We start from the raw sequence: 23,655 nt of genomic DNA on the forward strand, positions 1-23,655 counted from the left end.
TCGTCGTGCAAAAACGGTGTGGCTTCGGCGACCGACTCGCCTGCCGGTTCGAACCGATCAAAAGCTCAGCACGAGCGCCGAGACGCCGATGAAGATGACCATCCCGAAGACGTCGACGACGTTCGTCACGATCGGGATCGTCGTGTCGTCGGGGTCGATCCCCATGCGGTAGGAGGCGTACGTCGCCGCGAAGCTGAAGACGACGGCGATCACGGCGACCGACATGCCACTGATCAGCGAGATGGTGAGCAGCGTCGTCAGCGCGAGCGGCGAGCCGATGACGGTCCCCAGCAAGTAGGCGCCGACCGCAAGCGCCGTGAAGATCGTCGCCGCGAGCGCCAGGATCGCGCCCACGTTCGCCCACAGGACCCGATCTCGCGGATTGAGCTCGGTCGTCCCCAGGTGAAAGCGCGTCGACAGGCGCGAACTCAAGATCGCGCCGAGGTTGCCGCCCATGTCGACCATCGTCGGCACCATCACCGCGAGGATGGCGTACTGCTCGAGGAGCTCCTCGGCGCTCTCGAGGGTGATGCCCGCCCAGAGGACGATGATCGAGAGGACGACGAGCAGCGGGAACATGTTGGTGACGATGCGCTTCCAGTTCCAGGTGCCGAGCGAACCCGTCGGAACGACCATCAGACGAGCACCTCGACGAGGCTGATCGCGAACAGCATGAACAGCATCCCGAAGATGTCACCGAGCGTGGTGACGATGGGGCCCACGAGGTTGTCGGGATCGTAGCCGCGTTTGTAGCCGGCGAAGATCAGCAAGAGGAGGCCGAAAATCAACACGACGGAGGTCAACACGCCCGAGATCAGCATGATCCCGACGAGTTCGTACAGCGCCGCGACGTCCCACCCGATCGCGAGGAGCGCGACCCAGGTGATGACGCCGATCACGATCGAGATGCCGATGCCGTTGATGAAGGAGGCGAGCACTGCGTTGAGCAGTCGATCGTTCCGTTCGAACTGTGGCGGGATCAACCCCTGGTGGAGCCCGCTCGAGATCCGTCCACCGAGTGCGCCGTAGACGTTCCCCCGCGTGGCGAGAAACACCGGCACCATCACCAATAATCCGGGAAACCGCTCGACACTCTCGAGAATCGACTCGAGGACGAGTCCGGCGAAGAGGCCGCCTCCGAGTGCGATCAGCAGGATGGGTATCGCCTCGCGATAGATGGACCAAAAATCGCCCCAGACGCTCATATCCGACAGTCACTCAGTTCGCTGTTAAATGTACCGGCATGGTGATTGGTTCACCGTATTCGATGGTCGCCGGCTCTCGGTCGAGACGGTGGCTCGGCCCACGCCGACCCACGCCGGTAACTGATCTGTCAGATACGGATAATTAGTCAGTCCCTGACGACGTCGATCAACCGTCGACGATCGCGAGCACGTCGGGCGCTCCCGCCTCGTCGCGGTCGTCTCTGGTGCGATCGATCCAGTTCTCGTGGGTGTGAACCAGTTCGTCCGCAGCTACGTCCCGGTCCTCGAAGGCCGTTAGCCGCGTCTCGAGCAGCGACGTCGCTCGCTCGAGGTGGGTGTCGGTGACGACGACGGCGTCGTCGGCGTCTGGGACGGGAACTCGTGGGATCGAGCGGCGGTCGGCTCATGCCGGCGGCACCGGTCGTAGTCAGGACGGCTCTGCGACTGGGGTGCATACGCCACCTAACCAGTCAGCAAGTAAGTGATTTCTGTGGTGACGATCGGCTGCTCCATCCGGACGGCTTTACTATCCGCGGTGAGAACTCGAGGTAAGAACACATGGGCCTGACCAAGCGCATCATCCCCTGTATCGACGTCGACGTAGACGACGATGGCAACGCCGCGGTCTACACCGGGGTCCACTTCGAGGACCTGAAATACACCGGCGACCCCGTCGAGATGGCCCGCGCCTACAACGAAGCCGGCGCGGACGAGTTCGTCTTCCTCGACATCACGGCCTCCGCCGAGGGCAGAGAGACGATGCTCGACGTCGTCTCGCAGGTCGCAGACGAGGTGTTCATCCCGCTCACCGTCGGCGGCGGCATCCGGACGACCGAAGACATCAAAGAGACCCTCCGGGCCGGCGCGGACAAGGTCTCGATCACGACCGGCGCGCTCGAGCGTCCCGAACTCGTCACCGAGGGCGCGCGAGCGTTCGGCAGCCAGTGCATCGTCATCAGCGTCGACGCCCGCCGCCGGTACGACGAGGAGGGCGACCACTACGTCGAGGTCGACGGCGAGTCCTGCTGGTTCGAGTGCACCAAGAAGGGCGGTCGCGAGGGGACGGGCATCGACGTCCTCGAGTGGGCCGCCGAGGCCGAATCCCGCGGTGCGGGCGAGCTGTTCGTCAACTCGATCGACAGGGACGGCACCAAGGACGGCTACGACGTCCCGCTGACGACGGCCGTCTGTGAGACCGTCGATACGCCGGTCATCGCCTCCTCGGGCTGTGGCGGCCCCGAGCACATGTACGAGGTATTCACCGAGGCCGACGCGGACGCCGGACTCGCGGCCTCCATCTTCCACTTCGACGAGTACTCGATTCACGACGTCAAGGAGTATCTGGACGAGCGAGACGTCCCCGTTCGGCTGTAACCGCGATCGATACGGCCCGCTCGGTTGAGCCAACGACTCCTCGCCGGCGAACTGATGGACCCCATCGACTTCCGGCACCCTTTTCTTCCGGCACTCCTGTCGTTCGTACAGTGAAGTGGCGGTGTGAGTGGTGTGGAAAACCACACGAAGAAAACGACCCTCCCTGTGACAACTGTGGCCACGGTTCGTTCGAGAAGGCGATCGTTCGTGAGCCGTCCTACGAGACCGTCGACACCGGGCCGACGTACGTCTGGGCCTGTCCGAACTGCGGCCGGGAACACGTCAAGAACTCTCCGCCCTGTTCACGCTGTGGCAACCCCGACCTCGAGAAGGTCGAACAGGACTACGCCGACGTCGAACGCGACCTCGAGACGTCGAGCTGGCTCGAGGTCGCCAGACCGTACGCACCGGCCTTTTTCGTCGTGGCCGTCGTGATCGCGCTCTTCGCGACCGGGGTCGTCCCCCTGTCTGCGATCCCTGGCCTCGGAACGCCGGCCCCACCCGAGGCGCCCGACGCACCGGGGAACGGCAGCGAGGCCGCGGGGATCGACCTCGAGGCCGTCGAACTCGCGGTCCACGACCAGCTCGAAGCCGAGCGCTCGGCGGCGGCGAGTCGCGAGTACGACGACGGGCTCGCCGCGTTCGCCGAGTTCCGAAACCGCCAGCTCGTCGTGGCTGCCGACGAGGGTGTCGAACCGGACGACATGCCGCCGCTGAACGCGTTCGATCCAACCTGTGGCGAGGAGACGCCGACCGGCGGGGCGATAACGCTCGGCGACTCCATCGACGCCTACGACGACGAACCGGAGCTGGCGACGGCGATCTCGGTGGCGATCCAGTCGGAGTCGGCGATCGAAGGCGGCTCGGCGTTCGTCGCCGAGGGGCTCGACGTCCACGTCGCAGACGGCACGGTGTTCGTCTACTACCTCACCTGTTAGTCTCTCGTGTTCTCGGTGGACGACAGCGGGGGTCCCACACGGTGCTCGGTTCTCGCCGTTGATTCAAGAGAAGTAACGCTCAGACCGCCGCCTCGAACGCCTCGCGGAACGCGTCCGTCTTCTCGCGGACGGCCGCCGCTCCCTCCTCGAGCGCGTCGAGCGGGTCGACGCCGCCTTCGGTCTTGATCGTCAGGATCGGATCGGTCTGGCCACCCGACTGTTCCGGGTTCATGTCGTAGGTTGCCGCGCTCACGTCGTCGTGCTCGAGCAGCGTCCCCTTGAGGACGTTCATGAACGTGTGATCCTCGCCGCCGATCTCGATCGACAGCTCGTTCTCACTGCTCTCAGTTACCCGCAGTTCCATACGACTCCGTCCGTCCGTCAGCCGCTTGTACCTTTCGAACCGACGAGTTCGGGCGGCTCACCGCTGTAAGCGTGATCCGTCGCGGGGACAGTACTCGTGTTCGGGATCGGCTGATCGAAACCCACACCGTGGGCAGGCCCGTCCCGGCTCCTGTCTCTCGTCCCGGCGGTTGTCGCCGCGGCCCGCAACGAGAAACGGGACGAACGGCAGGAACAGAAACAGGAGCATCGTCTCGAAGTATATCCAGGCGCCAACGCTGACGACGAGACCGGCCGAGAGCCCGACCAGTGCGGTGATCGTTCGTGAGCCGAGCACCGCTACAGGTCGACGTACTGTGCCTCCCACTCTCGGCGCGCCTCGAGCTCTCGGCGGCCACGACGAGTGAGCGTGTAGAAGTTCGTCCGTCGGTCGCGACGCCCCTTCTCGACCAGGCCCTTGTCGACGAGCGTGTCGAGATTCGGATAGAGACGTCCGTGATGGATCTCCTTCTCGTAGTACTGCTCGAGTTCTTCTTTGATCGCCAGTCCGTGTGGTTCCTCCTCTCCAGCGATGACGTAGAGCAGATCACGCTGGAATCCTGTCAGGTCGTACATTGGGAAAGTACCGGTTGTACTTACTGTCGGAATTTAATAAACATGTCGGGTTGTTTCGAGGGAAACAGTGATATTACGATTTACGGCGGATGCATCCGCTGGCCACGAATGATAACGGCGATGACCGGTCCCGTCGAACGATTGCATAACGGTCAGTTCATGTTTAGCCTTCGGACCGTTTTGATGGGTACAATAGGTCACTAGTCGAGTTCAACAGTTCACGTGGATCGTGGGCGTCGTGGGCGTCAGCTTGAGAGTCCAGCGACGCACGGTTTCGCACGGACGAGGCAGTGGGTCGCCGCTGTTGCACCCACCGGCCACCGACATCGTTTCACAGCGTTCGCTCGAGGGCGGACGTTCTCATGGAGCAAGAATCACGATTCGGACGACACGCCGTGGTCACCGGGCAGGATCTGTGACGTGGCGGCGATCGGCTGCAGCCAGGTGAACGCATCGCTCGAGAATGGTGGTAAACAGGAAAGCAAACCGCGCGACGGAAAATAGTCGCGCGATTGCTTGCCGCCCTGAATTGGTCCCCGCTGACGCTTCGGCCCTCCAAGCGAAGCGTCACGTGGACAATCTGGCTCGTTTGACTTAAAGCTACCGACACCGACTGCGTTCGTGATACGTCCGGTCGGACTGTAGTCGTCTCGGCCCCATCAGATGTGCTCTTCCTCGAGCACCCAGCCGAGGGCTCGCTTGTAGTAGGTGAACATCTTCTCGACGCCGTCGTGGCGCATCTCGTCGCTCTCGAGTTGTTCTGTGAGGAACTCGTACTGCTCACGGATCTCGGCTTCGTCTCGCATGAATACATCTACCGGGTCGAGCCAGAAAAAACCGCCCGACGCTCGAGTGTGCGTCGTCGGAACTGCTTCGAACCGTCGCTGACGGAACCGCACGCCAGGGGGTTGCTCGGAGTCGTCGCCTCGATTCGTTCCACGCCGATCACGACCGGTGAGCATCGATGCAGCCGTTCCAGAAGCGGGACCTCCGACACGCTACTCGGCTGGATTGTCAGAAATCGATTCTGTCGCGAGCGCCGGATTCGAGTTACTCGTCTTCGTCGTCTTCGCCGTTCGCTTCGCCGAGGGTCAGCGTGACCTCTTCGTCTGCGCCGTCGATCTCGCCGGTCACCTCGTCTTCCATGCCTTCGTGCTCTGCGCGGACGGTGTACTCGCCGTCCTCGAGTTCGAATTCGGCGACGCCGTCCTCGTCGGTTTCTTCTTCCATCACTTCGTCGTCTTCCTCGTCGTCCATCGCATCGTCTTCCTCGTCGTCCATCTCCTCGTCTTCGTCCTCGTCGTCCATCTCCTCGTCTTCGTCCTCATCGTCCATCGCATCGTCTTCGTCCTCGTCGTCCATCGCATCGTCTTCCTCATCGTCCATCGCATCGGCTTCCTCGACGGTAACCATCGCACCTTCGACCGGTTCACCGTCTTCGTCTTCGACCGTGACGGTTAGCGTGTACGTTTCTGGCTCTTCGTCGACCGGCTCCTCGTCGTCTTCGTCGACCGGCTCTTCGTCGTCTTCATCGACCGGCTCCTCGTCGTCGACCGGCTCTTCGTCGTCAACCGGCTCTTCGTCGTCAACCGGATCTTCGTCGGCACAGCCAGCCAGGGCGATTGCACTCGCTGTTCCGGCGGCGACTACGAATTTACGTCGACTGAGTCTTCGGCGGGACATATCTCCTGGTATAACGTTCTGCTACGTTGTTGTGCGGCCTGCACCTGCCGCACATTAATGACCTGTTGAACATCAGTCACGATACGTAAACAGTCCCAGGACGGTGATGGTCTGGATCGGATACCGTTACAGCCACAGTGTCGCGTTACCAGCAGTCAATCACCGCTTCGACCGACCCGGAGGAAGGTCGTGTGCCGCCCGATGCTCGAGAATTTCGTCGTACGTGAACGCTCGGAGCCTGAGATCAGACCGCGGCTTCGCTCGACAGGTGAGGACGAAATCGGCCCTCTCGTCCACCTCGTAGTACCGCCTGGCGTCATCGTGATCGACCTCGCCCTCGAGCAATCGCGCCGCACACCGCGTACACCACCCAAGCTGGCAGTCCGCCTCGAGCCAGACGCCGGACTCGCGGGCGGCCGGAAGGACGTACTCGTCTTCGCGGACCTCGAAGCAAACCGTCTCACCTGCCTGTTCGATGTCGGCGTCGACGGGAACCTCGAGTTCGACGGTGTACCGCTCCATAGGCGTCGCTCGGGGCCGCCGACCAAAGAGGGTGGCGGTCACCACACTGCTCACGACCGTGGCCGTCTCGACGTCGACGACGTCCTGCCGTGACCGGTCTTCTCTCTCGTGTCGGTCGACGGAGCGTCGCTCGTTTCTCCCTGCTGAGCAGACTTCTCACAGTGTCCAACCGTTCACCGCATCCGAACTGTCTGTTCGGCATCAGTAACCGACATGAGACTGGGTCCGGACTAGTCGATCGAGCATCCATGGCAGATCGCGAGTTCACCGGCGTCCTGATCTACGACGGCGACTGTCCGTTCTGTTCGGCCGCCTCGACGGCGATGCGCCAACTCGACGACGTCGGCGTGGTTCCCTGGGACGATCCCGCCGCGCAGGCATTCCTCGAGGCCCAGTTCGACGACGCGCCGCTTGCGCTCTTTTTCGTCGATCGGGACGCAGAGACCGTGTGGGCTGGACAGGCAGCCGCCAGCGAACTGTGTCACCGCGCCGGAATGCCGGTCCTCGTTCAGGACGTCGTCGACGAGAACTACGAGACGATCGCCGACGCGATCCGATTCGTCTCGGGACTCGATCGAGAGATCGATCCCTACCACGACGCGTATCCGGTCGCGACGGCGGCCCTCGATCGATTCGACGAACTCGCGGCGAACGGCCAGCGGACGCACGTCCCGCGTGACGGTCGCTGATTGCTTCGACCCTGCTTCTCGCCCGACCCGTTCGGTAGGCGACGGCGAGTGCATGTACTTTTCGCTGACCTTCCGGTGTAGAATACAGTACACAAACTAGTTGTTCGCTCTCGAGGTACGTTGACTCGTGAGACGACGTGCCGTCCTCGGGTTTGCGTTCGCCCTCGTTCTGCTGGCGACGCTCGTGAGCGTCGTCGGCAGCCGTGACGTCGCCGCGGAACTTGCGACGGCCGACCGCCGCGTGGTTGCGCTGGGAATCGGCTCGGGGGTCCTCGCGCTGACGTTTCGCGGCCTCGTCTGGACGCAGGTGATCGAGACCGTCGACGAGACGATGAGCTGGCGCGATACCGCCGGGATCTACCTGACGGCGATGTTCGTCAAGTACGCCACCCCGTACGGGCAGCTGTCGACGGAGCCGTTCGTGGCGTATCTCGTCTCTCGAGACGCCGAAATGGCCTACGAGGATGGGTTCGCCGGGATCCTCTCGGCGGACCTGCTCAACTATCTTCCGTACTACACGTTTGGCTTCCTGGCGATCGCCTGGATCACGACCGACGGCCCGCTCGTCGACGGCGTGTACACCCAGGTGCTCGCGTTCGCCGTGCTCTTCGTCGCCCTCATCGCCTGTTCGTTCGTCGTGTTGCGACGACGCTCGCTGCTCTATCGACTCGTGCTCGGTGTCGCAAGCACCCTCCGGTGGCTGACTGGCAGGTTTACCGATCGGTTCGAGGACGCACTCTCACGGAGCGCGGTTACCGACCGTCTCGACGGCTTCTACGACTCGATCGGCACGATCGCCACCGACCGACGGACCCTCGCAACTTCGACGGTGTACGCCCACCTTGGGATGCTCTTTCTGATGCTCCCGGTCTACATCGGCGCCGTTGCACTGGGGTACGAGCTTCCCCTGGCCGTCGTCGCGCTCGTGGTCGCGCTCGGGAAGCTCGGGTCGGTCGTCCCCGCACCGGGGGGCATCGGCGGCGTCGAGGCGATGGTCACGGTCGGCCTGACCACGCTCGGTGGGCTCGCGTCTCCGGCGGCGCTGACCGTCGCGCTCCTCTATCGGCTCTGTACGTACTGGCTCACGATCGGCCTCGGGGGCGTTTGTGCCCTGGGGATCGTCCTCCGGGAGTGAGCGTGAGTGCGACGAACCGTTCATAACGGCTATTGTGAGTCTGTACCGATACAACCGCAAGACGGTTCGCGGTTGCATCGAGAAACAGTCACAACAGCCATTATCAGCCGCCCTCGAGTACGACCCACCATGAAGATCCGCGGCGAGCGCGAGTGCACCGAGTGTGGAACCCGCTGGTCGTACTACGAGACCGGCAGCGTCGGCTGTCCCGCCTGTGGGAGCCTTCGAAGCGTCGGTCTCGACGACCGCAAAGAACACACGGACCTCGAGGTCGAGTTCGACCTCACGGCCGTCCGAGCTGCCGTCGACGAGGCGACCACGACCGACCTCGCCGAGCGAGCCAACGACCGTGCATCGGCGTACGTCCGTCGTCGAGGCTTCGTCCGCGGCGGCGACCTCCGCGACCTCGACGACGACTTCCTGGCAGCGATGGAGCTACGTCACGTAAGCGACGTCGTCACGAGGCGAATGCGCGTCGACGATCGCGAGGAGCTGTACTTCCTCTCGCTGTTGCGCGACGCCGACGCCGGCGAGCGTCCGTCCGCCGAGGACGTTCCGCGATCCATGCGCGCCCCGCGCGGGCTGGCCGGTGCGGATGCAGTCGAGGCCTACCGCCGCGACGTCAGAACGTGGGCCGACGACCGGGACCTCGCCCCGGCCGAACGAACGATTCTCGAGAGCCTCGACGATCACGTCACGCGGATCCGGCTGCTCGAGGGCGACGTTCCGCCGGAATCGGCTGAGCGGCTCGTCGAGGCGGCTCGAGCACTCGGCACCGGCCTGCGCGAACAGGACGAAGACGCAATCTCGCGCGCACGCGAGGAACTCCAGAAACTCGAGTGACCGAACGCGGACGACTCGAGCTCGAGAAACTCGAGTGAACCCAGCTCACGCGCCCAGTCGGCTGTCACATACTGCTGGATTCGACTGGATACCGACGCAACCGAGAGCCGGTCCGCGGGTGCGCCGGACCGGGCTCGCGACCGTCGGTATCAGGGTAGCTCGACGTCGACCCCGGTCTGCTCGCTCGCCGCCACCACGGTGTTGTACAGCAACATCGCCCGCGTCATCGGTCCGACGCCGCCGGGGACGGGGGTGATGGCACTCGCTTTCTCTTTCGCGCTCTCGAACGCGACGTCACCGACGAGTTCGTAGCCCGTCTCGGTGTCGGCCGCCACGCGGTTGACGCCGACGTCGATCACGACCGCGCCCTCGCCGATCATGTCGCCGTCGATCAGCTCGGGGACGCCGACGGCGGCGACCACGACGTCCGCGGTTCGGGTCTTCTCGGCGAGGTTCTCGGTTCGAGAGTGACAGACCGTTACCGTCGCGTTGCCGTCGTCTGCCTTCTGGATTAACAGGTTCGCCAGCGGCTTGCCGACGATGTTCGAGCGGCCGACGATCGTCACGTCGGCGCCTTCGGTCTCGACGTCGTACGCCTCGAGTAACTTCTGGACGCCGTGGGGCGTGCAGGGCCGAAAGCGGGCGTCACCGGCGACGAGGCGGCCGACGTTCTCGGGGTGGAAGCCGTCGACGTCCTTTCCGGGGTCGACGCGACGGATCACTTCCTGGTAGTCGACGTGGTCGGGAACGGGCGCCTGAACGATGTAGCCGTGAACCTCGGGGTCGTCGTTGAGGTCGTCGATGGTGTCGTAGAGCTCCTCGGCTGGCGCGTCGCCGTCGACGTCGACGTGGATTCCCTCGATGCCGACCTCCTCGCAGTCGCGCTGTTTCATGCTCACGTAGGTCTCGCTCGCGGGGTCGTCGCCCATCAGAACCGTGGCGAGTCCCGGACGCGTGCCCGCGTCCGTCAGCGTCTCGATCGCGTCTCGGAGGTCTGCTCTGATCTCGCTCGCGACGGCTTTCCCGTCGATGATCTCGCTCATGCTCGAACGGGCAACGCCGCTCTCCTTAAAGCCACGGATTCGTGTACATCTCGGCTTCGTGTGCTGTGTAGTTATACACGTCGGTGCACAATCACACCCGTCTCGAGAGCGAGTCGGCGACTCGATGCTCGGCGGTCGTCACTTCCTCGAGGAGCCGTGCGCCTTCCGCGAGCACCGGGTGTGAGGTCGAGAGCGGGCTGTAGAGGTAGGCGTACATCGTCCACGAATCGGTAAACCGACCGTTCGACGCCTCCGTTCCGTGCAGCGTCGCCTGGCGTTCCTCGAGGAGCGCTTCGACGCTGGTTCTGAGTTCGCGCAGTCGGTACCAGGCGTCCTCGAGTTCGTCGTAGGAGCGGTCGAGCAACGGCCGGTCGTTCAACTCGTCGAGCGCCGCGTCGACGTCGGCGAGCGTGTCCTGGGCGTCCGTGAGTGCGTTCGTTTCCTGGGTGAGTGACTCGAGGAACTCCTCGCGGCGGTCTCTGGCTTCGAACGCGCAGTCGAGGACGACTCGCTTGACCTGTGGTGTCAGCTGTCTGCCGTCAGTGAGCGCAGCCGCCACGTCCCGATCGAACTCTTCGGTCACGCTGGCGGCGAGTGGGTCACCGTACTCGTCTTCGTAGTGGCCGACCGACATGACGGTGTCGCGGTAGGCGTCTCGGATCTCGCGGAGGTGACGGTCGTCGGGCGGGTGGGCGACCGCAGTGACGGCTCCGGTGGCTGCTCGCTGCGTTTGCACAGCCTGCATCGGCGTGGCGTCGACCCTGGAGACGCGACGGGCAAATCGGTCGAACGCCTCAGCCTCTTCGTGGGTCCGGGCCCGCTCTTCATCACACGTTTCGCGTGCCCGTGGGAGGTACAGCAGCCCGGCGATCACGATGCCGAGCAGTCCGATCCACAGGAGTAAGAGCAAGAGGTCCACCGCACCCGCGAGCGTACACTCGATTCCTGAACAGGCCACTTCGGGCTCGAGTTTCGGGGAACGCTGTGAGTAGTATCTGGTCATCTGAGATGCGTGGTACTTTTTACCATGGATGCAAGGGCCAATAACCGTTACGACTGCACGGATGAACTCCAGTAATGTATAATTATCGTGGAATTTCTGTGGCCGACACCGTCGAACCGGTCGGCGAGGCACCGATCAGTCGTAAAGTGGGAAAGCCGAGCAGAGATCGTCGACCGTTTCGCGGACGTCGGCTATCACGTCGTCGTCGTCCGGGGCGTCGATTACGCGTGCAATACACGTTCCGACGGTCCGAATCGCTTCCTCGTCGAATCCGCGAACGGTCAGCGCTGGCGTGCCCGCACGGATACCGCTCGGGTCGAACGGGCTTCGCGTCTCGCCTGGAACGGTGTTGCCGTTGAGAACGATGCCGGCTTCCTCGAGCGCCACCTCGGCGTCGCCGCCGCTCGTGTCGGGGTGCGACGGTCGAAGGTCGACGAGGACGAGGTGGTTGTCGGTGCCGCCGGAGACGAGTGAGAGACCGTGGTCGGCGAGCGTCTCGCCCAACACCTTCGCGTTCGCGACCGTCTGTTCGGCGTACGCTTCGAACTCGGGCTCGAGGGCCTCTTTGAAGCCGACGGCCTTGCCGGCGACGTTGTGCATGAGCGGGCCGCCCTGGCCGCCGGGGAAGACGGCGGCGTCGACGTCGTCTGCGTACTCCTCGTCACACATGACGATGCCGCCACGGCCGGCCCGGATCGTCTTGTGCGTGCTGCCGGTGACGAAGTCGGCGATGCCGACCGGCGAGGGGTGGACGCCCGCCGCGACCAGCCCGGTGATGTGAGCGATGTCCGCGAGGTGGAGGGCATCGACGTCGTCGGCGACCGTCTGGATGCGCTCCCACTCGACCTCACGCGGGTACGCGGAGTAGCCAGAGACGATGATGTCCGGTTCGAACTCCTCGGCGAGGTCGGCGAGTCCCTCGTAGTCGAGGTAGCCCGTCTCCTCGTCGACCTCGTACTGTTCGACCTCGTAGAACTGGCCGACGAAGTTCGCCGGGTGGCCGTGGCTTAAGTGGCCGCCGTGGCTCAGGTCGAGCGAGAGGATCTTATCGCCCGGCTCGAGGGTGGCGAAGTAGACCGCCTGGTTGGCCTGGGTGCCCGAGTGGGGCTGGACGTTGACGTGTTCGGCACCGAACAGCTCCTCCGCGCGGTCGATCGCGAGCTGCTCGACCTCGTCGGCGTACTCACAGCCGCCGTAGTAGCGGGCGCCGGGATAGCCCTCGGCGTACTTGTTCGTCATGACGCTGCTCTGGGCGTCGAGAACGGCACGGCTGACGTGATTTTCGCTCGCGATCATCGAGAGCGTGTTCCGTTGCCGTTCGAGTTCGCCTTCGAGGGCGTCGGCGACCGCTGGATCGACCGCCCGGACGTGTTCGTGTTCCATGTTTGGTGTGCCGTCAGGCCGATGTATAAGTGTACCTTTCGAGCGGAACGGGCGTGACTGTATTGCCAATACAACTATCTATTGGGGACGACATTCTTCGGCTCGAATGATCGAGTGGGAGGTGGGAGACGAACAGCTTCGCGTCGCTGATCCGGCCGGTGACGAGCTACGGATTCGTGGCGAGGAGCTGACCGTCGACGGCCCGTCTTCGGACGAGCACCACGTGGCCGACGAACTCGTCACCGTGATGGCCCGTTCGCTCCGATTTCCACGGACCGCGGTTCACGTCTTCGCTCGCGATCGCACCCGCTCCTACGAAGTCGAACCCGACGGAGAGCCGTTGTCCCTCCCATCGGATGCGTACGTCGTCGACGTGGAGACGGCCATCGAGACGTTCCTGCGCTTTTCCGGCTCGGCGACGATCGAACAGTCCGACCACGAGACGGTCGTCACCTACCCCGAGCGTCGGCGGACGACCGTCGGCGTTCGCCGTGGCATCGATCTGCCCACCGAAACGATCACCGTCCCGCCGACGCCCGACGGGCTGGCAACGGCCCTCGAGCACCTCGCTGTCGCACACGAGACCGACGGCCCCGACCGATCACGTCCGGCCCGACGCGGCCACCCACCGTTGCTCGAACTCGGCGACGCCCTCAAAGTGCCGCCGGCGGTTCGAGCCGAGACGCCGACGAGCGAAATCGAACTGCTCGTCCCGCCCGATTTCGAGTCCCTGTTCGTGACGGCACCGCTCGCGTACTACCTCGGGGCGACCGTTCGAACGGCCGACTGTGAGCCACTGACGATCCGCGCCCCCGAGGTCGGACTCGAGTACACGCCGTCGACGTCGCTCGAGCGGTCGGTCGAACGACTGCTGCGGACGGTGTTCTTTCTCGACTGCCTCGTTCGTCCCACCCGACAAGACGAGCGACCACTCGCCGAGGCGAGCATCCTCGACGCCCTCGAACTCGACCCCCGACCGCTCCGCTCGGCGAGCCCGGCGGAACGGCTCGCGACGGCCCTCGAGATCCCGTACGCCGCGCTGGAACACCGACTTCCCGACTGGCACCTCGCGACGTACGTCTCCCCCGAACCGTCGACGACCGAGACGCTTCCGTTCTTGCTGGATCGGCTGAGCCTGCTCTTTCCGCCGCGGACGTCCGAACTCGAGAGTGCAGAACTGGTCGAGCGGAGCCTCGAGGATTTCTATCGCGCAGGCGTCCGTAACGTCGCGTCCGTGGACGTCGTCAAACCCGAACTCCAGGAGAGCCTGACACACGGCTGGCTGGCCGAGGGTGTCCCCATCGACGTCTTCAAGACGACCCCCGAAGCCTACTACAACCGACTCGCCCATCTCGAGCGTTCGAGTCGCTCTACGTCGATCTGCGTGGTGGTCAACGATCCGAAGATGGCCGACGAGTTCGCAGGCGTCACGGCGGCCTGTCGTGAGCGGGCCGACGACCTGTCGATCGATCTCTCGATCGAGAAGTCACTCGGCACGGCCGCGCTCGCCCGACTCTTCGAGACCGACTACGATTTTCTTCACTACATCGGCCACTGCGAGACCGACGGGCTGCGGTGTCCCGACGGCCACCTGTCGACTGCGAGTCTCGACCGCAGTCGCGTCCAGACGTTCTTCCTGAACGCCTGTGGCTCGTTCTACGAGGGACGGACGCTGATCGAAAAAGGGAGCGTCGCCGGCGCGGTGACGCTCGCACCGGTGCTCGACGATCACGCCCTGAAAGTCGGCTCGACGTTCGCCAAACTGCTCGTTCACGGGTTCAGCATCGAACGGGCGCTCGAGTTGGCACGGCGGCGAATCATGATGGGGAAAGATTACACCGTCGTCGGCGACGGCACGCACTCGCTGACCCGGGACGGGTATCGGCCGCCGCCGTTCGCCACGGTCGACCCGCTCGAGGACGGCCGGTTCGCGCTCTCCCTCGAGTGTTACTCGACGCTGTCGACGGGCTCGACGTACGACCCACCCGTCACGGACGACCGGTATGCCTACCTCTGTGGAACGGAGTCGACGTTCGTCCTCGAGCGACGTGAACTCGCGGCGTCCCTCGAGCGAACCGAGATGCCGGTCGTCTTCGACGGGGACCTCGACTGGTCGACGGACGTGGGTGCGCGACTGGCCGCCGACTGGACGCCAGTCTAACGCGCACGAAACTCGGTGCCCGAGGGACTGACCACGTGAAAGTCCGTACCGACTGCTGCGTCCCTCGGCGTGCGGTCGATGGTACTCATCCGCTGGCCGACCCTCTGCCACGTATGGTTGTCCACTAATATTATCAGGTATGGAAAATTTCCTAACTCGACCAGCCGATACCGTAGTGCTGATCCGCACTGAAGTAGCGTCATAGTGAGATGATATAGCGATAAAGTCGACGAATTGACGAGAGTTTCCGACAAAAATCACCGGTTGTCTACCGTTACTTGAACCCTGCCCGTTCGAACGGCCAACAAAATTAAGTAGCCGGCACTCGTTTACTTCTGCATACCCATGGACTCGAATTTACTAAACCACCAGATTGACGATATACTCGAGTCGGTGCTCGAAGAGGCGACCGGTGACGTGTACATGATCAACCCGTCGTGGGACGCGATCGAGGAGTTCGTAACGGTCGCGACTGGCCTCGATGCCGACCTCCCGACGGTACACATGCTCGCCGACGAACGGACGCTGAAAGACGTCATGGACGACTTCATCGTCGCCAGTAACGCCGCAGACCTCATCGCAGCCGACAACCTCGCCCTGCGAACGCTCGAGGAGGCGCCCGAGAACTCGCTGCTCGTCACCGACGAGTTCGTCGTCGCCATCGTCCACGCTGGCGACCGCGTCGGCGGGCTCGTCACCGACGACGAGGAGTTCGTCGCGGCTGCCTTCGAGACCTACGAGCGCCGCTGGGAGGATGCCGCGGCGTTCAACCTCCGAACGCCGCCGATCTCGCGCGTCCAGGAGACGCTTGCCGAGGAGATCAGTGCCGAGGCCGAGGCGGACTTCACGGCGATCCTCGACTCGCTCGAGACCGCCCGCGGCGACGGCGATGGGCTCGACGAAGTCACCATCTCGCTGCTCGTCGCGGCCAAGAACGAAGCCCTGCTCTATGACATCAGCAAGTGGGGCGAGGACGTCGGCATCGCCAGCAAAGCGACGTTTAGCCGAACGAAGACCAAACTCGAGGACATGGGCTTACTCGACACCGAGAAGGTCCCCATCGACGTTGGTCGCCCGCGCCTGCGCCTGAAAATCGGCGACGACCGCCTGCGCGAGGCCGACAACGGTCAACTCGCCACGGTGGCACAGTCGATCCTCGCCTGAATCGATCAGTACGAGCCATTTTCAGCCCGCTCCCGACCGGAGCGCAACTTCCAAGGCCCGGCCCCGACTCGTCTCGAGTATGTACGAGGCCGTCCACGCCCGACCCGACGGCGACAGCACCGTCGCCCGGCTGGCGAAGACCGCAGCGGAGTACGGCTTCGAGGGCGTGGTGGTGCGCAATCATTCTGACTCGCGCGCGGCGTACGACGCGGCGGCCGTTCGCGAGGCGTACGGGATCGACGTCGTCGAGGGGATCGAGGTTCGTGCCGAGAATCCACAGCGAGCCAGCGGCTCGGTGGGCAACTACCGGAGTTCGCACACGATCGTCGCCGTCCACGGCGGGACGAACGCGATGAACCGCTTTTCTGTCGAGAACGACAAGGTCGACGTGCTCGCCCACCCAATGACCGGCGGTGGGGACGTCAACCACGTCCTCGTGAAGGCGGCCGTCGAGAAGGGTGTGCGCCTCGAGTTCGACTTCTCGCCCGTCCTGCGCGCCCACGGCGGCCGGCGGGTGCGGGCGATCCAGTCGCTCCGGAAGCTTCGGGAACTCGTCGACTACTACGACGCCCCCTACGTCGTTAGCGCCGGGCCGCGGAGCCACCTCGAGGTGCGCGCCCCGCGGGAGCTGTGTGCGCTCGGGGAACGACTGGGCTTCTCGCGCGAGTGGATCGAGTCGGGCCTCCGGGAGTGGGGGCGACTGGCCGAGCGCAACCGGCGGATCCAGTCCGACTCTTTCATTGAGCCCGGCGTCCAACGGGGACGGTATGAAAAAGAGCGTTGAGGAACACGCCGCTCGCTTCGACGAGAAGGCACCCGAGTACGACGACTCGAAGTCGGCGGAGTATCTGGCGTGTGCGAATCTCGTGGTCGAGCACGCGGCGCCCGGGCCTGGGGACGTCGTCCTCGACCTCGGTACCGGGACGGGAGCCATCGCCCTCGCACTCGCGCCCGACGCGAGCCACGTCGTCGGCCGCGACGTTAGCGAGGGAATGATGGCGGAGGCACGCCGGAAAGCCGACGAGGCGGGCCTCGAGAACGTCGCGTTCGGCTACGGGACCTTCCGCGAACCCGACTACGACGGCCCGGTCGCAGTCGTAACCTCGAACTTCGCGATGCACCACCTCGACGACGAGGAGAAACGGGAGGCGATCGAGGTGATCGCGTCCCTCGAACCCCGGAAATTCGTGCTGGGTGACGTAATGTTCTTCGGCGAGCCAGATCCCGACGCGCCCTTCTACAGCCCCGAGGTGGACGACCCGGCAACCGTCGGCGTCCTCGCGGACGCGCTCACCGACGCGGGCTTCTCGCTGACCGCTGTCGAGCGCGTCCACGATCAGGTGGGCGTGCTGGTCGCCGAGCGTGGGTCCATATGAAACATCTCCCGAAACACCTCCAGCCGCGCTGGCGGTACCTGGCGGTCGAACTCGAGTCCTGGCCGGACGCGAGCGTCGGCCGTCGGTCGTTCCAGCGCGAGGTCTGGTACGCGAGTCAGAATCTGCTGGGCGATCCGGGGAGCGCCGACGCGGACCTCACGGTGGTCCGCTTTTCGTTCGCCGACGCGACCGGCCAGGCGATCGTCAGGGTTCGTCGCGGGGAGACCGAACCGGCCCGGGCGGCGATCGCCTGTATCGACGAGATCGACGGCCACACCGTCGGAGTCGTCGTCCACGGTATCAGTGGCACGATCCGTGCCGCTGAAGAAAACTATTTACACCGCCGCGGGCAAGTTTCGGAGGAGAGAAACGTCGTGTTCGGGAACGAAGAGCGAGTCGCCGTCGTGCGCGATGGATCTGCAGACGTACGACTCGATGAGGCGTTCGCGGGCGCGACAGACCTCGATTACGATTTAGCGTGATACTATGCAGGGACAAGCCCAACAGCAGGCGTACGACCGCGGCATCACGATCTTCTCACCGGACGGCCGGCTCTACCAGGTGGAGTACGCCCGCGAGGCGGTCAAACGCGGGACCGCCAGTATCGGGATCCGGACGGCCGACGGCGTCGTTCTCGCCGTCGACAAGCGCATCCCCTCGCCACTGCTCGAGGACACGAGCGTCGAGAAGATTCACAAGGCAGATGACCACGTCGGCATCGCGAGTGCGGGACACGTCGCCGACGCCCGCCAGCTGATCGACTTCGCCCGCCGCCAGGCGCAGGTCAACCAGCTGCGCTACGGCGAGCCGATCGGCGTCGAAACGCTGACGAAGACCGTCACTGACCACATCCAGCAGTACACGCAGGTCGGCGGTGCTCGCCCGTTCGGTGTCGCGCTGATCATCGGCGGGATCGAAAACGGCGAACCGCGGCTGTTCGAAACCGACCCCTCGGGGACGCCCTACGAGTGGAAGGCGCTGGCCGTCGGTGCCGACCGCGGCGACCTCCAGAGCTACCTCGAGGACGAGTACGACGAGGAGTCGGACTTAGACGGCGGGATCACGCTCGCGCTCGACGCGCTGGCGTCGGTCAACGAGGGCTCGCTGCTGCCCACCGAGGTGGGGCTCGCGACGGTCGACGTCGAGACCGAGAGCTTCGAGCAGTTCGACGACGATCGGATCGAAGAGTACCTCGTCGAGAACGACCTCCTCGCGGAGGAAGAGACGGACGAATAATCCGTCGAATCGGGAAAAGCTCTTTTAACTGGGGGAGATACTCTCCCCCATGATATCACTCGACGAGGCGGTAACCGCGCGGCTCGAGTCTCACGGCGCGCGCTTCGAGGTGCTCGTAGACCCCGACGCGGCGCTCGCGATCAAACGCGGCGAGTTCGACGGCGAACTCGAGGACGTGATCGCCGCCGAGGACGTCTTCGAGGATGCCTCGACCGGCGATCGACCCGCCGAGAACGACCTCGAGAAGGTGTTCGACACCACCGACCCCCTCGAGATCGTCCCCGAGGTGATCACACAGGGGGAGATCCAGATTACGGCCGAGCAGCGCCGCGAGATGCAAGCACAGAAGCGAAAACAGCTGATCGACACGATCGCGCGCAACGCGATCAACCCGCAGATGGACAACGCACCCCATCCGCCCGAGCGCATCGAGAACGCCCTCGAGGAGGCGGGCTTCACCGTCGATCCCATGCAGCCGGCCAGCGAGCAGGTCGACGACGCGCTCGACGCGCTCCGACCGGTGATTCCGATCCGGTTCGAGGAGGTGACCGTCGCCGTGCAGGTGTCACCGGAGTACGCCGGCAGCGCGCAGTCGCAGATTCGTCAGTACGGCGACTTAGAGCGAGAGGAGTGGCAACCCGACGGCTCGTGGATCGGCGTGCTCACGTTCCCCGCCGGCCTCCAGAACGACTTCTACGACCTGGTCAACGAGATCACGAGCGGGGAGGCCGAGACGCAGATCGTCAAGGACAAGGACGAACTGAGTACCCGCTGATCGTCCGGCTCCGCCACGGGATTCAAGACGGTTCGCCCCGTACACCTGCGTATGGACACCGTCTTTCGAACGGGGGTGGTGAACCGCCGTCAGTAGCGTGGTCCGACGCCGTCAGCGCCAGCGGTCCGGTATCGAACGGGCGACCACGAGCCCCAGCTGTTGCTCGAGGGCCACTCAGACGGGTTGTTGTGATTCTGCATCGGTGGTCGCTCGAGTGGGGCAGGGATCACCGATAAAAGACAACGATCCGTATCACACGAGGAGCCGCGGGAGGCCCCTCGAGGAACGACTCACTCCACCGGAACGCGACGACGGCCACCACGCACAGCCACCCACATGAGAGCACTAATCGCCAAACGAGTCGATTCGGGAACGCCGGACACCGACGAGATCCGTGACCTCGCCGAGGCCGCAGGCTACGAGGTCGTCGGCGAAGTGACCCAGACCCGGCGAGCCGACCCGGCCCTCCAGCTGGGCGAGGGGAAAGCGAGCGAACTCGCCCGAAAAGCCGAGTTCGCCGACGTCACGACGGTGATCTTCGACAACCGGCTCGGCCCCTACCAGACGTACAACCTCGGCCAACTGCTCCCCGACGGCGTCGAGGTGATCGACCGGTTCACGCTGATCCTCGAGATTTTCGGCCAGCGCGCCCAGACCCGGAAGGCGCAGCTCCAGGTCGAACTCGCCGAGTTGCGCTATGAACTCCCGCGCGTCGAGGCGAAGGTGAGCCTCGCAAAGCGCGACGAGCACCCCGGCTTCATGGGGCTCGGCGAGTACGACGAGAGCCGCGAACGGGACATCAAAGCCCGGATCAGCCGCATCCGGGACGAACTGGCCCAGATCGAGCAGACCGAAGAGCAGCGCCGAGAGCGTCGGCGTGCCTCTGGATTCGACCTCGTCGCGCTGGCGGGGTACACGAACGCCGGCAAGTCGACGCTGTTGCGCCAGCTCGCCGACGACCTCGAGGTTGAGGAGAACGAAGGGCTCCACCCCGACCTCGAGGCGACGGCCGAGTCCGAAGACCAGCTGTTCACGACGCTCGGGACGACGACCCGGCGGGCGACGGTCGGCTCGCGGGACGTCTTGCTCACGGACACGGTCGGCTTCGTGAGCGACCTCCCTCACTGGCTCGTCGAATCGTTCAAGTCGACGCTCGACTCCGTCTACCGGGCGGACCTCGTCTTGCTCGTCGTCGACGTGAGCGAACGCGTCGACGAGATTCACGAGAAGCTCGTCACCAGCCACGACACGCTCTATGAGCGCAACGAGGCGCCGATCGTCACCGTCTTGAACAAGACTGACCGCGTGAGCGAGGCGGAACTCGAGGAGAAGATGGAAGCGCTGTCGGCGCTCGCGCCAAACCCCGTAGCCGTCAGCGCCCACGAGGGGGCGAACGTCGACGCCCTGCTCGAGCGCATCGACGCCGAACTCCCCGACTGGGAGGAAGAGCGGCTGATGGTGCCGATGACCGACGAGACGATGAGCCTGGTCTCCTGGATCCATGACAACGCCCACGTCGAGGACGTCACCTACGGCGACGACGACGTGTTGATCTCTTTCGAAGCGCGACCGGCGGTCGTCTCCCGGGCGCGGGACCGGGCGGGCGAACTCGGTGCGGCCGCCGCCGAGTCCGCCTGATCGAGCCCGACGTTCGCCGGCGTGGTCGCGGGTGTGACGACGACCGACGACCCGTTGCCTCGTCCGTAACTATAAACCGGTGACGGGAGTGAGTCGTGACATGGAACGCGTAGCGATCATCGGAGCGTCGATGACCCAGTTCGGCAAGCGCGAGGGCTGGGTCTGTGACCTCCTCGCGGAGGCCGGGCTGTCCTGTCTCGAGGACGCCGGCGTCGACGGCCGTGACGTCGAGCACCTGTACGTCTCGAACATGGCCAGCGGCGAGTTCGAAGGCCAGACCGGCGTCGTGAACGCGCTGGTCCACGACCTCGACGCGATGCCGGCGTACACCCAGCGCGTCGATCAGACGAGCTCGAGCGGCGGGGCGGGAATGTACGCCGCCTGGCAGTCGGTCGCCAGCGGGGCGAGCGAGCTGACGCTGCTCGTCGGTGGCGAGAAGATGACCCACCGCACCACGGCGGAAGCGACCGACGTCATCGCGTCGCTCACCCACCCGGTCGAGTACAAACAGGGAGTCACCCTGCCGTCGTTCGCCGGACTCACGGCGCGTCACTACCTCGAGCGCTTCGACGCGCCGCGGGAGAGCCTGGCGAAAGTCGCGGTGAAGAACCACAAAAACGGCGTCGACAACCCGAAGGCCCAGTTCCAGAAGGAAGTCGACCTCGAGACGGTACTCGAGTCGCCGCTCGTCGCCGATCCCCTCCGGCTGTACGACTTCTGTCCGATCACGGACGGCTCGGCGGCGCTCATGTTCTGCCCGGAGTCGGTCGCGAAAGAGCACACCGACGAGTACGTCGTCGTGGCGGGTATCGACGGCGCGACGGACACCCACGTCGTCCACGAGCGCGATGATCCCACGATCATGCGTGGCGTCGTCGAGAGTGGGAAGGGTGCCTACGAGATGAGCGGCTACGGCCCGGACGATATCGACGTCGCCGAACTCCACGACATGTTCACCATTCTCGAGTTCCTCCAGATGGAGGGACTGGGCTTCGCCGAGCAGGGCGAGGCCTGGAAGTTAGTCGAGGAGGGGTACACCGAGCGCGATACGGGTGAACTGCCGATCAACACTTCCGGCGGGCTCAAGTCGAAGGGCCACCCGCTCGGGGCCAGCGGCGTCGCCCAGGGCGTCGAGATCTACGAACAGCTCGTGGGCGAGGCCGGCCCGCGACAGGTCGACGCCGACGTCGGGCTCACCTGTAACGTCGGCGGCTTCGGAAACTGCGTCATCACCACCATCATGGAGGCAGCACAATGACGATGGAAGCGACCCGCTACGCGGACGGATCGATCAGCTACCCCGGCCACCCGGTCGGGCCGAACGGTGCCGAACCGGTCGAGACGATCGACCTGAGCGAGTACACCGCGGAGGTCGTCACCTGGACGACCAGCTACGCGACGCCGCCGGGCGTCCGGGAGCCCAACACGCTCGCGATCGTCGAGTTCGACGTCGATGGTGAACCTGTCCGCGCGCTCGGGCAGGTGTCGACCGACGAGGTCGCGACCGGCGATGAGGTGCGCCCGGTGTACGTCGAGGAGGTCCGCGAACCCGGCGCAGGAATCAGAGAGCCCGACAGCCAATCCTGGGACGGCTACCGGTTCGAGCCCGTTTGAGCCGCCGTCGTCACTGATCGTCCTCGCCTTCGTCGGCTGGCCCGTCCCGATCGTCGTCGCCAGCGGCGCCGTCGTTCGAATTCGAGTCGGCTGCCCCGTCTCCATCATCCTCGTCGGGCGCGTACTGATCTTTCAGCGTCTCGAGTTCGGCGTCGACGTCGACGTCGGCCGTGGGGTCGTCCGTCTCGGTCTCGTCGGGCGCGTCGACGGCGTCGTCGATCTCGATCGTCCGCGCCCCCGATTCGCGCGCATCGATCGCATCGCCTGCGTCCTGTAACCGTCGATCGACCTCGTCGCGGAGCTCGCGAGCCTCGTCGATCAGCTCCCGGGCGCCCTGGTCGCTGGGGAGCTCCCCTTCCCCGACGGCTCGCTGTAACTCCACCAGTGCGGCGTCGAGCTGGGAGAGCGTCGTTCGGCGGAGTTCGTTCGCTCGCGATCGAGTCGTGTCGACGGCGTCGCCGGTTCGAGCGCGGGCGTCTTCCTCCGCACGGACCAGCTTGATGCCCTTCTGGAGCCCCTCGAGCGCCCGGACGTTCGCCTCGAGGATCGCCAGCAGTGTCGGGATCGCGACCTCGTCAGAAAAACGAAGGAGTTCGCCGGGCGTCGGCGGACGCAGCCGAGGCCGTCGCTGTGACTCGAGTTCACGCTGGAGTTCGGCCAGCGTTCGGGCGAGTTCGTCGACGGTCTCCTCGAGGTCGTCGTCTCGATCGGTCATACCGCCTCTACGCACCCCGACGGGAAAAAAGACCGATCGTCGGTCCCATCCGTGGTCGATCGAGACTATAGTATTCGTTGAAACGATTTACACCCGGTCACAGCCGAGCGGTCAGCCTCGGCCTCGTCGACGAGGCTGACCGCCGATGGTCGTGACCGGGTGGGTAATGACTTTCAACGGTTACTATATTTTTCGGCCAGC

At 64.8% G+C, this 23,655-nt stretch carries 27 protein-coding genes; 15 read left to right on the top strand and 12 right to left on the bottom strand.

Features of this window, described 5'->3' with window-relative positions:
* Nucleotides 1-57 precede the first annotated feature (57 nt).
* Entirely contained in the window at nucleotides 58-636 is a 579-nt protein-coding gene (locus NMQ09_RS08170) for a magnesium transporter (RefSeq protein WP_255194098.1), read from the bottom strand.
* Nucleotides 636-1,205, bottom strand: coding sequence for a magnesium transporter (locus NMQ09_RS08175; protein WP_255194099.1), 570 nt, complete (start codon nucleotides 1,203-1,205; stop codon nucleotides 636-638). The genes NMQ09_RS08170 and NMQ09_RS08175 overlap by 1 nt, the downstream gene beginning before the upstream one ends.
* A 558-nt stretch (nucleotides 1,206-1,763) precedes the next feature.
* On the opposite strand from NMQ09_RS08175, the gene hisF reads away from it, so the two are divergent.
* Together hisF and NMQ09_RS08185 are read left to right on the top strand one after the other, a co-directional pair.
* Nucleotides 1,764-2,579, top strand: a complete 816-nt coding sequence (gene hisF / locus NMQ09_RS08180; protein ID WP_255194100.1) for an imidazole glycerol phosphate synthase subunit HisF — start codon at nucleotides 1,764-1,766, stop codon at nucleotides 2,577-2,579.
* 110 nt (nucleotides 2,580-2,689) lie between these two features.
* Complete coding sequence (locus NMQ09_RS08185) at nucleotides 2,690-3,517, top strand: zinc-ribbon domain-containing protein (RefSeq protein ID WP_255194101.1); 828 nt, start codon at nucleotides 2,690-2,692, stop codon at nucleotides 3,515-3,517.
* A gap of 79 nt (nucleotides 3,518-3,596) precedes the next feature.
* Here NMQ09_RS08185 and NMQ09_RS08190 read toward each other — a convergent pair whose 3' ends face one another.
* The 6 genes from NMQ09_RS08190 to NMQ09_RS08215 form a co-directional block, all read right to left on the bottom strand.
* Nucleotides 3,597-3,881 (bottom strand): DNA-directed RNA polymerase subunit L, encoded by a 285-nt coding sequence (locus tag NMQ09_RS08190; protein ID WP_255194102.1) that lies wholly within the window; start codon nucleotides 3,879-3,881, stop codon nucleotides 3,597-3,599.
* 57 nt (nucleotides 3,882-3,938) lie between these two features.
* Nucleotides 3,939-4,196: a hypothetical protein gene (locus NMQ09_RS08195; protein WP_255194103.1), complete on the bottom strand. Its 258-nt coding sequence runs from the start codon at nucleotides 4,194-4,196 to the stop codon at nucleotides 3,939-3,941.
* Between the two features lie 2 nt (nucleotides 4,197-4,198).
* Nucleotides 4,199-4,474: a PadR family transcriptional regulator gene (locus NMQ09_RS08200; RefSeq protein ID WP_008164003.1), complete on the bottom strand. Its 276-nt coding sequence runs from the start codon at nucleotides 4,472-4,474 to the stop codon at nucleotides 4,199-4,201.
* A gap of 659 nt (nucleotides 4,475-5,133) precedes the next feature.
* On the bottom strand, nucleotides 5,134-5,280 hold the full coding sequence (locus NMQ09_RS08205) for a hypothetical protein (RefSeq protein ID WP_255194104.1): 147 nt from the start codon (nucleotides 5,278-5,280) through the stop codon (nucleotides 5,134-5,136).
* A gap of 244 nt (nucleotides 5,281-5,524) precedes the next feature.
* Nucleotides 5,525-6,157: a hypothetical protein gene (locus NMQ09_RS08210; protein WP_255194105.1), complete on the bottom strand. Its 633-nt coding sequence runs from the start codon at nucleotides 6,155-6,157 to the stop codon at nucleotides 5,525-5,527.
* A 159-nt stretch (nucleotides 6,158-6,316) separates the two neighbouring features.
* Nucleotides 6,317-6,679 (bottom strand): 2Fe-2S iron-sulfur cluster-binding protein, encoded by a 363-nt coding sequence (locus NMQ09_RS08215; protein WP_255194106.1) that lies wholly within the window; start codon nucleotides 6,677-6,679, stop codon nucleotides 6,317-6,319.
* Between the two features lie 248 nt (nucleotides 6,680-6,927).
* Here NMQ09_RS08215 and NMQ09_RS08220 point away from each other — a divergent pair, with 248 nt between their 5' ends.
* From NMQ09_RS08220 to NMQ09_RS08230, 3 genes are all read left to right on the top strand, one after another.
* Entirely contained in the window at nucleotides 6,928-7,368 is a 441-nt protein-coding gene (locus NMQ09_RS08220; RefSeq protein WP_255194107.1) for a thiol-disulfide oxidoreductase DCC family protein, read from the top strand.
* A 127-nt stretch (nucleotides 7,369-7,495) separates the two neighbouring features.
* On the top strand, nucleotides 7,496-8,503 hold the full coding sequence (locus tag NMQ09_RS08225; RefSeq protein ID WP_255194108.1) for a lysylphosphatidylglycerol synthase transmembrane domain-containing protein: 1,008 nt from the start codon (nucleotides 7,496-7,498) through the stop codon (nucleotides 8,501-8,503).
* A gap of 129 nt (nucleotides 8,504-8,632) precedes the next feature.
* Complete coding sequence (locus NMQ09_RS08230) at nucleotides 8,633-9,346, top strand: DUF7117 family protein (RefSeq protein WP_255194109.1); 714 nt, start codon at nucleotides 8,633-8,635, stop codon at nucleotides 9,344-9,346.
* Nucleotides 9,347-9,495: 149 nt separating this feature from the next.
* Here the strand turns inward: NMQ09_RS08230 and folD are convergent, their stop codons facing one another.
* From folD to glyA, 3 genes are all read right to left on the bottom strand, one after another.
* Nucleotides 9,496-10,389, bottom strand: coding sequence for a bifunctional methylenetetrahydrofolate dehydrogenase/methenyltetrahydrofolate cyclohydrolase FolD (gene folD, locus NMQ09_RS08235; RefSeq protein ID WP_255194110.1), 894 nt, complete (start codon nucleotides 10,387-10,389; stop codon nucleotides 9,496-9,498).
* Nucleotides 10,390-10,480: 91 nt separating this feature from the next.
* Nucleotides 10,481-11,392 (bottom strand): DUF7260 family protein, encoded by a 912-nt coding sequence (locus NMQ09_RS08240; protein ID WP_255194111.1) that lies wholly within the window; start codon nucleotides 11,390-11,392, stop codon nucleotides 10,481-10,483.
* Between the two features lie 135 nt (nucleotides 11,393-11,527).
* Nucleotides 11,528-12,775 (bottom strand): serine hydroxymethyltransferase, encoded by a 1,248-nt coding sequence (gene glyA / locus NMQ09_RS08245; protein WP_255194112.1) that lies wholly within the window; start codon nucleotides 12,773-12,775, stop codon nucleotides 11,528-11,530.
* 106 nt (nucleotides 12,776-12,881) lie between these two features.
* On the opposite strand from glyA, the gene NMQ09_RS08250 reads away from it, so the two are divergent.
* From NMQ09_RS08250 to NMQ09_RS08295, 10 genes are all read left to right on the top strand, one after another.
* On the top strand, nucleotides 12,882-14,936 hold the full coding sequence (locus NMQ09_RS08250; RefSeq protein ID WP_255194113.1) for a hypothetical protein: 2,055 nt from the start codon (nucleotides 12,882-12,884) through the stop codon (nucleotides 14,934-14,936).
* A gap of 345 nt (nucleotides 14,937-15,281) precedes the next feature.
* Entirely contained in the window at nucleotides 15,282-16,100 is an 819-nt protein-coding gene (tbsP, locus tag NMQ09_RS08255; protein WP_255194114.1) for a transcriptional regulator TbsP, read from the top strand.
* Between the two features lie 79 nt (nucleotides 16,101-16,179).
* A complete protein-coding gene (locus NMQ09_RS08260; RefSeq protein ID WP_255194115.1) occupies nucleotides 16,180-16,884 on the top strand; it encodes an RNase P subunit p30 family protein in 705 nt (234 codons plus the stop codon).
* The gene (locus tag NMQ09_RS08265; RefSeq protein WP_255194116.1) at nucleotides 16,868-17,476 is read left to right on the top strand and encodes a class I SAM-dependent methyltransferase; all 609 of its coding nucleotides are present in this window, start codon (nucleotides 16,868-16,870) and stop codon (nucleotides 17,474-17,476) included. The genes NMQ09_RS08260 and NMQ09_RS08265 overlap by 17 nt, the downstream gene beginning before the upstream one ends.
* Nucleotides 17,473-17,958, top strand: a complete 486-nt coding sequence (locus tag NMQ09_RS08270; protein ID WP_255194117.1) for an Rpp14/Pop5 family protein — start codon at nucleotides 17,473-17,475, stop codon at nucleotides 17,956-17,958. Before NMQ09_RS08265 ends, NMQ09_RS08270 begins: the two co-directional genes overlap by 4 nt.
* 4 nt (nucleotides 17,959-17,962) lie before the next feature.
* Entirely contained in the window at nucleotides 17,963-18,712 is a 750-nt protein-coding gene (gene psmA / locus NMQ09_RS08275) for an archaeal proteasome endopeptidase complex subunit alpha (RefSeq protein WP_255194118.1), read from the top strand.
* 49 nt (nucleotides 18,713-18,761) lie between these two features.
* On the top strand, nucleotides 18,762-19,487 hold the full coding sequence (locus tag NMQ09_RS08280) for a ribosome assembly factor SBDS (protein WP_255194119.1): 726 nt from the start codon (nucleotides 18,762-18,764) through the stop codon (nucleotides 19,485-19,487).
* Between the two features lie 336 nt (nucleotides 19,488-19,823).
* A complete protein-coding gene (gene hflX, locus NMQ09_RS08285) occupies nucleotides 19,824-21,125 on the top strand; it encodes a GTPase HflX (RefSeq protein WP_255194120.1) in 1,302 nt (433 codons plus the stop codon).
* A 100-nt stretch (nucleotides 21,126-21,225) separates the two neighbouring features.
* Nucleotides 21,226-22,383, top strand: a complete 1,158-nt coding sequence (locus NMQ09_RS08290) for a thiolase family protein (protein ID WP_255194121.1) — start codon at nucleotides 21,226-21,228, stop codon at nucleotides 22,381-22,383.
* Entirely contained in the window at nucleotides 22,380-22,739 is a 360-nt protein-coding gene (locus NMQ09_RS08295) for an OB-fold domain-containing protein (RefSeq protein ID WP_255194122.1), read from the top strand. Before NMQ09_RS08290 ends, NMQ09_RS08295 begins: the two co-directional genes overlap by 4 nt.
* Nucleotides 22,740-22,749: 10 nt before the next feature.
* Here NMQ09_RS08295 and NMQ09_RS08300 read toward each other — a convergent pair whose 3' ends face one another.
* Nucleotides 22,750-23,454 carry a DUF7547 family protein gene (locus tag NMQ09_RS08300; RefSeq protein WP_255194123.1) on the bottom strand — a complete coding sequence of 235 codons (705 nt, stop codon included), beginning with the start codon at nucleotides 23,452-23,454 and terminating at the stop codon, nucleotides 22,750-22,752.
* Nucleotides 23,455-23,655 lie beyond the last annotated feature (201 nt).

It is taken from the genome of Natronobeatus ordinarius, from assembly GCF_024362485.1.
GTDB classification, from domain to species: domain Archaea; phylum Halobacteriota; class Halobacteria; order Halobacteriales; family Natrialbaceae; genus Natronobeatus; species Natronobeatus ordinarius.